Origin of the sequence: Streptomyces sp. CNQ085 (assembly GCF_022614595.1) — a bacterium.
In the GTDB taxonomy this organism is placed as follows: domain Bacteria; phylum Actinomycetota; class Actinomycetes; order Streptomycetales; family Streptomycetaceae; genus Streptomyces.
Window position 1 is genome coordinate 1 of sequence record NZ_JAJFAU010000002.1, and the last position, 7,043, is coordinate 7,043.

The window sequence follows — 7,043 nt, forward strand, 5'->3', positions numbered from 1 at the left end:
CAGGACGGCCACACCAACATCGCAGCCGCCCTCCGCCACACCGCCCGAAACCACCTGCGGTCCCTCACCGCCCTCGGCCTGGCATGACGAACCCGGACACAAGATCACTTCTCAAAGACCCTGGGGCGGCCGGTCCGGCCGCCCCCTCGAACCGGGAGGTCCCGGCCGCCGTCTCGCGCCAGCGGTGGCCGGGGTCTCCCCCGTACCGCCCTTCAGCGCTTCGGCCCTGTGTACGCGTCTCTGCCGCCTACTGACGGAGTCGAGACCGCGGGCCCTGGTCGGCGAGGGCGAAGACGCACTTCCGTGTGGCGAGGTCGTACGTGCTCGCGAGCGTGTACTCGGAACCTTCTGGATAGGGGCAATCGAAGATTCGTTCACCTTAAAGCGTGAAGCTTCCCAAGCGGTGGGCGCTTTGGAAAATAAGGCAATGTGCCCCGGGTGGGATTCGAACCCACGCTGTCGGTGGTTTGAGCACCGTGTCTCTCGCCGCTGGACTACCGGGGCTTCCTTCAAAACGAAGGCTAGCGGACGACCGCCGTACCTCAAACATACAGGAGGTAGGTAGGCTCTTGTGGTCCACCTGGCCGGAAAACGAGGAGCCCAGTGAGCACCGCGGACACCCCTGAGCCCATCAGCGCCGACGGCGGCGCCGACAGCACGGCCGGCGCGGCCGGCGAGCGGGCGCACGTGCCTCCGGAGACGACGCGGGTCGTCATCGCCGAGGACGAGGCGCTGATCCGCCTGGACCTCAAGGAGATGCTGGAGGAGGAGGGTTACAGCGTCGTCGGCGAGGCCGGGGACGGGCAGCGGGCCGTGGACCTGGCGCGGGAGCACCGGCCGGATCTGGTGATCATGGACGTGAAGATGCCCGTGCTCGACGGGATCTCGGCGGCCGAGAGGATCGCCGAGGAGTCGATCGCCCCGGTGCTGATGCTGACCGCGTTCTCGCAGCGCGAACTGGTGGAGCGGGCGCGGGACGCGGGCGCGATGGCGTATCTGGTGAAGCCGTTCAGCAAGAGCGATGTGGTGCCCGCCATCGAGATGGCGGTGTCGCGGTTCAGTGAGATGAGGGTACTGAGCCGTGAGGTCGCCGACCTGGCGCAGCGGCTGGAGACGCGGAAGCTGGTGGACCGGGCCAAGGGGGTGCTGCAGACGCAGTACGGGCTGACCGAGCCGGCCGCGTTCCGGTGGATCCAGAAGACCTCGATGGACCGCCGGCTGTCGATGCGGCAGGTGGCCGAGGCCGTGATCCAGGACGCGGAGGAGAAGAAGCGGCAGCGGTGACGACCGGGTGGGTCCGCGTCCGGCGCCGGTCCCGCGTGAGCCGGGGGTGTTGGCGGGAGGGTGGGGGCCGGATCTTCGTGCGGGCCGGGTGCGGTGGCGGGGATTCACGGTCCGTGATCCGGGAATTCACGAGTCCGACCCCTGATGATCTTTCCCTTTCTGTCCGTTCTCCGGTAAGGAGTGTTCTGTTTCCGGCGCATGGCGCAGGTCACAGGGAGATCACATCTGCCGCTCTCACCTATCTGGTCTGCTTCTGGGGCAATAGATTCCGGGCCACGCCGCACGTATGTACGTGCGGACCGCGACGCCGGAACGGTACGGCGATCGTCGTGATCTGAGCAGGCTCCAGGGGGTTCCACGTGCTCAACAAGACCATCGTCAAGCTGGCCATTCCCATGGCCGTCGGCGCGTTCGCGCTGACCGGTTGCGGCGGAGGGGACAGCGGCAGCGGCGACGCGTACAAGATCGCCTTCCAGGGCCCGCTCTCCGGCGACAACGTGCAGCTCGGCCAGAACATGGAGAACGGCATCAAGCTGGCGATCGACCAGGCGAACGCCGAGGGCGACCTCGGGTTCGAGGTCGAGTACGTGCCGGCCGACGACCAGGGTCTGCCGGACAAGGCGACGACCGCCGCGCAGAAGGCGATCGACGACGAGGACGTCGTCGCGGTGATCGGCCCGGCGTTCTCGGGCCCGGCGGACACCGCCGCCGAGATCTACGGGGCCGCGGGCCTGGTGGCGCTGTCGTCGTCGGCGACGCGTCCGGACCTGACGACCAAGGGATACGAGACGTTCCTGCGCGCGGTGCCGAACGACAGCGCCCAGGGCGCCGGGATGGCGAAGTACCTGGCGAACAAGGCCAAGGCCGAGAAGGTCGTGGTGGTCGACGACAAGACCGACTACGGCATCGGTCTGGCGGATGTCGCGGAGGAGAACCTGAAGGCCGCCGGTGTCGAGGTGGTGCGTCAGAGCGTTCCGCAGAAGACGCCGGACTACAGCGCCGCGGCGAAGAACGTCACCAAGAACAAGCCGGACGCCCTGATCTACGCGGGTTACTACCAGGACGCGGGCCCGTTCGCCAAGAAGCTCAAGGAGGCGGGCTTCGACGGTGTGGCGATGTCGGGTGACGGCACCAACGACGCGCAGTTCATACAGCTGGCGGGCGACGCCTCGGACGGCTGGCTGCTGACCTGCCCGTGCACGGACGCCACCAAGGAGGACGCGACGAAGAAGTTCGCCGCGGACTACGAGAAGGAGTTCAAGCAGACTCCGGGCACGTACTCGGCCGAGTCGTACGACGCCGCGATGATGATCATCGAGGAGGTCAAGAAGCTCCACGAGGACGGCGGTGTCGAGCGCCAGGCGCTGGTGGACGCTCTGCGCGCGGCGAAGTACAAGGGTCTGACGAAGGAGTTCTCCTTCGACGACAAGGGCGAGTTCACCAACCAGACCATCTACCTGTACCAGGTCAAGGGCGAGGGCATCGAGTACCAGGGCAGCATCGACGAGCTGGCCGGCTGAACCGGCCGACGCTTCCGGCCGGCCGGCGCGGTGGATTCGCTCCCGCGCCGGCCGGCGTGACACCGGCGGGCACCGCCTTCGTGCCGGGCGTCCGCTTCCGTGATCCTCGCGCCGCCCGTTCCCCGAGTGCTGAACGCACGGCCGGGCGGCGCATTCCCACAAGGAAGACAGTTCGATGTCCCTCAGTGAGTTCTGGGACTTCCTCGTCCTAGGGGTGGTGCTCGGCAGTCTCTACGCCGTCATCGCCATCGGCTACACGCTGGTGTACGGCGTGCTCCAGCTTTTGAACTTCGCGCACAGCGAGGTCTTCATGTTCGGCGGTTACGGCGGCCTGCTGGCCCTGACCGCTCTGATTCCCGAGTCGACGCCCTCCGGCATGGGCTCGGTCGCCTACGTCCTGATCGGCATGCTGGCGGGCGCGGCGCTGGGCGGCGCGGTGGCCTTCGGTCTGGAACGGGTGGCGTACCGGCCGTTGCGCAGGCACCGCGCGCCGCGCCTGGTGTTCCTGATCACCGCGATCGGCGCCTCGTTCTTCCTGTACAACCTGGCGGGCAAGCTGTTCGGCCGCAATCCGCTGCCGATGCCGTCGATGTACGAGAACAAGAAGGTGCTGAGCGTCTTCGGCGCCGAGCTGACGGTCACGCAGGTGCTGATCCTGGTGTCGGCGGTGGCGATGATGGTCGGCCTGGACTACGTGGTGAACCGTACGAAGATGGGTTCGGGTATCCGCGCGGTGGCGCAGGACCCGGAGGTCGCGTCGCTGATGGGTGTGAACATCGACAAGGTGGTGTCCCGGACGTTCGTGCTCGGCGGTCTGCTGGGCGGTGCGGCCGGCTTCCTGTTCGGCACCAACAGCCAGGTCTGGTACACGATGGGCTTCCTGCCCGGTATCACGGCCTTCGCGGCGGCGGTGCTGGGTGGCATCGGCAATGTGCGCGGCGCGATGCTGGGCGGTCTGGTACTGGGCGTGGTGGAGACCATGACGGTGGGCCTGTGGGGGGATGACTGGCGTTACGTCGGTGCCTTCGTGGTGCTGGTGCTGGTGCTGATGGTCCGTCCGACCGGCATCCTCGGCGAGCGTGTGGGGAGGACGGCGTGAGCGTCAAGACCTCGACTGCGAACGGGGCCGGGCAGGACCCGCCGAAGAGCGCCACGGCGCCGCTGTCGGCGGCGGCCCGGCTGCGAAGGGTGCGCTGGTACCAGGAGCCGCGCTGGCGGCGGCTGGGCGCCCTGCTGGCGCTGGCGGTGACGCTCAGGCTGATGACGGGCGAGGAGGGCACCACCCAGGATCTGTTCCTGGCAGTGCGCGAGGACTTCACCGGTGTCGGTCTGTTGATCTGGCTGGCGATCGCGGTGGCGGTCTGGGCGGTGCGGGAGTTCCTCACCGACCAGACCTCCCGTGCGGTGGAGGGTACGAGGAAGGTCTCCGCCGGCCCGCTGGAGCGGGCCCGGCAGGTGTGGTCCGCCGACAAGCGGGTCCGTATGGGCGTGCTGACGGCCGTGCTGGCGCTGGTGGTGTTCGGGCCGCTGGGGGTCGAGCGGTACTGGCAGCAGGTGCTGGTGGACCAGATCGCGATCTTCGTGCTGCTGGCGATCGGCCTGAACGTGGTGATCGGCTGGGCGGGTCTGCTGGACCTGGGCTTCATCGCGTTCTTCGCGATCGGCGCGTACAGCGCGGCGTACTGGACGGGGGCGCTGCCGGTCCAGCCGCCGGTGGCGCTGAACAACTTCCTGGTGCTGCCGATCGCGGTGCTGACCTGTCTGGTGGCGGGGGTGATCCTGGGCGCTCCGACGCTGCGGTTGCGGGGCGACTACCTGGCGATCGTGACGCTGGGATTCCACGAGATCGTCTACCTGATGGCGAAGAACGCCGACGGGGTGACGGAGGGCGCGCGCGGTGTGAAGGTCGAGCGGTTCAGTGTCGACCTGGGCTTCTTCTCCTACGAGTGGAAGCTGGACCCGATGCCGTACTACTGGCTGCTGGTCGTCTTCATCGTGCTGGCCATCTTCCTGTTCCTGCGGCTGGAACACTCCAAGGTGGGCCGGGCGTGGACGGCGATCCGCGAGGACGAGGTGGCCGCGGCGGCCACGGGTGTGCCCACGGTGCGCTACAAGCTGATGGCGTTCGCGATCGGCGCGTCGACCTCCGGCGTGGCCGGGGTGGCGTACGCGAGCAAGGCCGGGTACTTCAACCCGGAGAACTTCGCGATCCTGCTGTCGATCCTGGTGCTGGCCTACGTCATCTTCGGCGGCATGGGGTCGATCCCCGGGGTGCTGTTCGGTGCCGCGTTCCTGGTGTGGCTGCCGGAGTACCTGCGCGAGTGGGTGGATCCCAAGGACCGCTACATGTACCTGGGTGCTCTCCTCGTCATCATGATGATCTACCGGCCGCAGGGCGTGCTGCCCTCCCGTCGCCGCAAGCGCGAGCTGCGGATGGCGGAGGCGGGGGTCGGCGGAGCCGACGCGACCGGCCCGGCGGAAGGCAGGCAGCCGTGACCACCGAGACGGTGAAGAAGGAGCAGTGGCCGGCGGGCGGTTCGGCCGGCGCCGGTGAGCTGGTGCTGGAGACGTCGGGCGTGACGCTGCGGTTCGGCGGCCTGACCAGTCTGGACAACGTCGAGCTGCGGATGCGGCGCGGTGAGGTGCTGGCGGTCATCGGGCCCAACGGCGCGGGCAAGACCTCGCTGTTCAACTCGCTGACGGGCGCGTACGTGCCGCAGGAGGGGCGGATCGTCTTCCGTCCGCGCGAGGGCGGCGAGCGCTCGCTGCTCGGCGCCAAGCCGCATGTGGTCAGCCAGTGGGGTCTGGCGCGTACGTTCCAGAACATCCGGCTGTTCGGGGCGCTGACGGCGCTGGAGAACGTCAAGATCGCGGCGGAGACGCGGCTGAAGGCCGGCCCGGTGTCGATCATGCTGGGGCTGCCGAACGCGCGTAAGGCCGAGCGGGCCAGCGACCGCCGGGCGCACGAGGTGCTGTCGTACGTCGGTCTGCTGGGGAAGATGAACGAGCTGGCGGGGTCGCTGAGCTACGGCGACCAGCGGCGGCTGGAGATCGCGCGGGCGCTGGCGACGGATCCTGAGGTGCTGCTGCTGGACGAGCCGGCGGCGGGCACCAACCCGACGGAGAAGCTGGAGCTGGAGGACCTGATCCGGCGGATCAACACCGAGCTGGGTGTGAGCGTGCTGCTGATCGAGCACGACATGCGGCTGGTGATGTCGGTGGCGGACCGGGTGATGGTGCTCAACTTCGGCAAGAAGATCGCCGAGGGAGCCCCGTCGCAGGTGCAGCGGGATCCGGCGGTGATCGAGGCGTACCTGGGCGCGGTGTCCGAGGACGCCGGGCCGGAGGACGCCGGGACCGGGGCCGGGACGACGCCGCATCGGGACATCGAGGAGCGTAAGTGAGCGTCACCACGGATCTGAAGAAGGAGCCGCAGGGCGGCGAGCCGGCCGCCCCGGTGGTGCTGGAACTGCGTGATCTGCGGGTGTTCTACGGTGCCATCGAGGCGCTCAAGGGTGTCAACCTCACGGTCCGCCGCGGGGAGGTGGTCGCGCTGCTCGGCGCCAACGGCGCGGGCAAGACGACCACGCTGCGGACGGCGTCGGGGGTGATCGCGCCGCGCGAGGGGCAGGTGCTGCTGCACGGGGAGCGGATCGACGGCATCAAGTCGCACGATCTGGTCCACTTCGGCATCGGCCATGTGCCCGAGGGGCGCGGGGTGTTCCCGAGGATGACGGTCCGGGAGAACCTCCAGATGGGGGCGTACCGGTTCAAGTCGGTGGACAAGGCCGACATGGACCGGGTGTTCACGCTGTTCCCGAGGCTGGGGGAGCGCAAGAGCCAGCTGGGCGGGACGCTGTCGGGCGGTGAGCAGCAGATGCTGGCGATCGGCCGCGCCCTGATGGGCAAGCCTCAGGTGCTGCTGCTGGACGAGCCGTCGATGGGTCTGGCGCCGTTGATCGTCCAGCAGATCTTCGAGATCGTCAAGGAGATCAACGAGCAGGGCACCACGGTGCTGCTGGTGGAGCAGAACGCCGCCCAGGCGCTCAAGATGGCCGACCGCGGCTATGTGCTGGAGACCGGTGCGGTGGCGATGGAGGGCGAGGCGTCCGGGCTGCTGTCGGACCCGCGGGTGCGGGCGGCTTATCTGGGCGAGGGCGCCTGACGGCTCCCCTCATCGAGTACGGCGGCGGGGGGGGGGGGGGGGGGGGGGGGGGGGGGGGGGGGGGGGGGGGGGGG

The 7,043-nt window shown here is 68.8% G+C and carries 6 protein-coding genes and 1 tRNA gene; 6 read left to right on the forward strand and 1 reads right to left on the reverse strand.

Annotation, left to right across the window (positions count from 1 at the left end; genetic code table 11):
• Positions 1–430: 430 nt before the first annotated feature.
• Positions 431–504: transfer RNA gene (locus tag LJ221_RS00710), tRNA-Leu, on the reverse strand.
• 126 nt (positions 505–630) lie between these two features.
• Between LJ221_RS00710 and LJ221_RS00715 the strand changes: the two genes are divergently transcribed.
• The 6 genes from LJ221_RS00715 (at position 631) to LJ221_RS00740 (ending at position 6,969) form a co-directional block, all read left to right on the forward strand.
• Positions 631–1,284 carry an ANTAR domain-containing response regulator gene (locus LJ221_RS00715; protein ID WP_241712884.1) on the forward strand — a complete coding sequence of 218 codons (654 nt, stop codon included), beginning with the start codon at positions 631–633 and terminating at the stop codon, positions 1,282–1,284.
• A gap of 359 nt (positions 1,285–1,643) precedes the next feature.
• On the forward strand, positions 1,644–2,804 hold the full coding sequence (locus LJ221_RS00720; protein ID WP_241712755.1) for a branched-chain amino acid ABC transporter substrate-binding protein: 1,161 nt from the start codon (positions 1,644–1,646) through the stop codon (positions 2,802–2,804).
• Between the two features lie 175 nt (positions 2,805–2,979).
• A complete protein-coding gene (locus tag LJ221_RS00725; RefSeq protein WP_241712756.1) occupies positions 2,980–3,903 on the forward strand; it encodes a branched-chain amino acid ABC transporter permease in 924 nt (307 codons plus the stop codon).
• Positions 3,900–5,300: a branched-chain amino acid ABC transporter permease gene (locus LJ221_RS00730; protein WP_308314691.1), complete on the forward strand. Its 1,401-nt coding sequence runs from the start codon at positions 3,900–3,902 to the stop codon at positions 5,298–5,300. The genes LJ221_RS00725 and LJ221_RS00730 overlap by 4 nt, the downstream gene beginning before the upstream one ends.
• Positions 5,297–6,208, forward strand: coding sequence for an ABC transporter ATP-binding protein (locus LJ221_RS00735; RefSeq protein WP_241712758.1), 912 nt, complete (start codon positions 5,297–5,299; stop codon positions 6,206–6,208). Before LJ221_RS00730 ends, LJ221_RS00735 begins: the two co-directional genes overlap by 4 nt.
• A complete protein-coding gene (locus LJ221_RS00740; RefSeq protein ID WP_241712760.1) occupies positions 6,205–6,969 on the forward strand; it encodes an ABC transporter ATP-binding protein in 765 nt (254 codons plus the stop codon). Before LJ221_RS00735 ends, LJ221_RS00740 begins: the two co-directional genes overlap by 4 nt.
• The last annotated feature ends 74 nt before the right edge of the window (positions 6,970–7,043 follow it).